The organism is Brevundimonas sp. CURTG3B2_SDJG, assembly GCF_057364705.1.
Genome location: NZ_JBNFOJ010000309.1, coordinates 1 through 3,189, shown reverse-complemented (window position 1 = coordinate 3,189; position 3,189 = coordinate 1). Strand labels below are relative to the sequence as shown.

The window sequence follows — 3,189 nt, the reverse complement described above, 5'->3', positions numbered from 1 at the left end:
GCGGCGCCGTCGCGGCCCAGGACGCGGGAAGCTACGCCGCCGCCCTGGCCAGCCCGATCCGCACCGACGCCGACCGCGAGCGGGACGCCGCCCGCCACACGGCTGAGACCCTGGCCTTCGCCCAGGTGCGGCCGGGGCAGAAGATCGCCGACATGATCATCGGCGGGGGGTATTTCACGCGCGCCTTCTCGGCCGCGGTCGGCCCCGAGGGCCGGGTCACGGCCTGGCAGCCGGCGGAGTTCATCGCCTTTCAGGCCAGCTACGGCGAAGACCTGACCAAGGCGGACGACCTGCCCAACGTCGATGGGATTCGGTCGCCGATCGGCGCGCCGGAGTTCCCGGCGGGCCTGGACCTGATCTTCACCGCCCAGAACTATCACGACCTGCACCTGCGGCCGTTCGAGCCGGCGGGCACGGCGGCCAAGGTCAATGCGGCGGCCTTCGCGGCGCTGAAACCCGGTGGTCTGTACGTGATCGTGGACCACCAGGCGACGGCCGGCTCGGGCCTGTCGGCGGCGCACGAGCTGCACCGGATCGACATCGAGGCGGTGAAGCGCGAGGTCGAGGCGGCCGGCTTCGTCCTGGACGGCGAGAGCGACCTGCTGGCCGATCCGGCCGATCCGCTGACCGCCAGCGTCTTCGACCCCTCGATCCGCGGCCGCACCAGCCAGTTCATGCTGCGCTTCCGCAAGCCCGCCTAGGCGCTGGCGTCCCGGGGCGTCGCGCGCTAACCACCGCGGCGACCAAAGTCGCTTAAGGGAGCTGCGCCATGACCCACAAGATCGCCTTCATCGGCCTCGGCAACATGGGCGGGGGCATGGCCGCTAACCAGGCGAAGGCGGGTCACGCGGTCATGGCCTTCGACCTGTCGCAGGCGGCGCTGGACCGGGCCGCGGCGGCGGGCTGCACCCCGGCGAGCTCGGTCACCGAGGCGGTCAAGGACGCCGACGTGGTCATCACCATGCTGCCCGCCGGGCCCCACGTGCTGAAGGTCTATTCCGAGCAGATCATCGGGGCGGCGCCGAGCCGGGCCCTGCTGCTGGACTGTTCGACCATCGACGTGGACACCGCCCGCAAGGTCGCGAGCCTGGCCAAGGAGGCGGGTTACGCCTTCGCCGACGCGCCGGTTTCCGGCGGGACCATGGCGGCGGACGCCGGCACCCTGGCCTTCATGGTCGGCTGCGACGAGCCGGAGTTCGCGCGCATCGAGGCGGCGCTGGAGCCGATGAGCCGGGCGACCTTCCGCGCCGGCGACCACGGGGCCGGGCAGGCGGCCAAGATCTGCAACAACATGATCCTGGGCATCACCATGCTGGGCACCTGCGAGGCGATCGGCCTGGCGGAGAAGCTGGGCCTGGACCCGGTGAAGATGTTCGACATCGTGGCCAAGTCGTCGGGCCAGAGCTGGTCGGTGACGACCTACTACCCGTGGCCCGGCCCAGTGCCGACCGCGCCGTCCAACCGGAACTACGACGGCGGATTCGCCGCGGCGATGATGCTGAAGGACCTGAAGCTGGCCCAGGACGCGGCGGCCAAGTCCGGAGCCTCGACCCCGCTGGGCGCGCAGACGGAAGCCCTGTTCCAGATGTTCAACGGGCTTGGATACGGCGGCCGGGACTTCTCGGCCATCCTGCAGATGCTGCGGGGCAAGCTGGACGAGCTGCCGAAGGGGTGATTGTTTCTGAGAACCGTTATCAATTAGGGGTTTGCGGCGTTTTGTCCGGCCGGATTCATGGACAAATCGCCCTCGGGGGAGCATCACGCGGCGAAAGTTTCTCCGCCGCGCAGAGCTGATCGGTTGTTCGACTACAAGGCCGCATTCGAAACCGCCGTCGAGCGGGTCAAGGGCGAAGGGCGCTATCGCGTCTTCGCCGACCTGAAGCGGGTCCGCGGCCAGTTCCCGTTGGCGAAACGCCGCCGCGCGGACGGGTCCGAGCAGGACGTCGTGGTGTGGTGCTCGAACGACTACCTGGGGATGGGCCAGCACCCGGCGGTGCTGGAGGCCATGCGGGTCGAGATCGACCAGGCCGGCGCCGGGGCCGGCGGCACGCGCAACATCTCGGGCACCACGCGATCGGCCGTCGACCTGGAGGCCGAGCTGGCCAGCTGGCACCAGAAGGACGCCGCGCTGCTGTTCACCTCGGGCTATGTGGCCAACGAGGCGACGCTGACCACGCTGCAGCGGATCCTGCCGGGACTGATCACCTTCTCGGACAGCCTGAACCACGCCTCGATGATCGCGGGCATCCGCAACGGGGGCGGCGAGCGGCACATCTTCGCCCACAACGACCTGGAACACCTGGAAAGCCTGCTGGCCGCGGCGCCGGTCGAGGCCCCCAAGCTGATCGCCTTCGAGAGCGTCTATTCGATGGACGGCGACATCGCCGACCTGGCCGGCACGATCGCCCTGGCCAAGAAATACGGCGCCCTGACCTATCTGGACGAAGTCCACGCGGTGGGCCTGTACGGCGCGACGGGCGCGGGCGTGGCCGAGCGCGACGGCGTGCTGGACCAGATCGACATCATCGAATGCACCCTGGGCAAGGCCATCGGCGTGATGGGCGGCTATATCGCCGCCGACGCGGTGATCGTGGACGCGGTGCGCAGCTGGGCCTCGGGCTTCATCTTCACCACCAGCCTGCCGCCGGCGCTGACCGCCGGAGCCCTGGCCTCGGTGCGGCACCTGAAGGCCCATCCCGAGCTGCGCGAGGCGCACCAGGAACGAGCCGCCACGCTGAAGCGCCGCCTGGCCGAGGCCGGCATTCCGGTGATGGACTCGGTCAGCCACATCGTCCCGGTGTTCGTGGGCGATCCGGTGCACACCAAGATGATCTCGGACATGCTGCTGGAGCAGCACGGGGTCTATGTGCAGCCGATCAACTATCCGACGGTGCCCAAGGGGACCGAGCGGCTGCGCTTCACGCCGTCGCCGAACCACACCGACGCGATGATGGACGACCTGGTCCGGGCCATGGACGCCCTATGGACCCACTGCAACGTGGCGCGGCTTCCTGCCGTCGCCTGACGCGGCCGGCGAGCGGTTCATCCGCGAGAACCTGCGGCTTCGGCCGGCCCCGTCCCTCCCTGAGATCGCCTCTACATGGCCCACGCGGCGAGCCCGGCTGGACCGGCTGGCGGCCGGGCGGGACGCGCCCCGGCGCCTACTGGCTTATCCTCGGGCCGGCATCG

3 protein-coding genes are annotated in these 3,189 nt (G+C 70.0%); all 3 read left to right on the top strand.

The features are described 5' to 3' along the window. Positions 1 to 701 (top strand): class I SAM-dependent methyltransferase (locus tag AC2W7C_RS15645; protein WP_486002231.1); only part of this gene is annotated, 701 nt, incomplete at its 5' end. Between the two features lie 68 nt (positions 702 to 769). Continuing rightward, positions 770 to 1,675 carry a 3-hydroxyisobutyrate dehydrogenase gene (mmsB, locus tag AC2W7C_RS15640; protein ID WP_486002230.1) on the top strand — a complete coding sequence of 302 codons (906 nt, stop codon included), beginning with the start codon at positions 770 to 772 and terminating at the stop codon, positions 1,673 to 1,675. 123 nt (positions 1,676 to 1,798) lie between these two features. Next, positions 1,799 to 3,025 carry a 5-aminolevulinate synthase gene (gene hemA, locus AC2W7C_RS15635; protein WP_486002229.1) on the top strand — a complete coding sequence of 409 codons (1,227 nt, stop codon included), beginning with the start codon at positions 1,799 to 1,801 and terminating at the stop codon, positions 3,023 to 3,025. Positions 3,026 to 3,189: the final 164 nt, after the last annotated feature.

Bases quoted from the DNA above. Each gene is read 5' to 3' on its own strand.
- mmsB (WP_486002230.1), top strand. From the start codon at position 770: ATGACCCACAAGATCGCCTTCATCGGCCTCGGCAACATGGGCGGGGGC.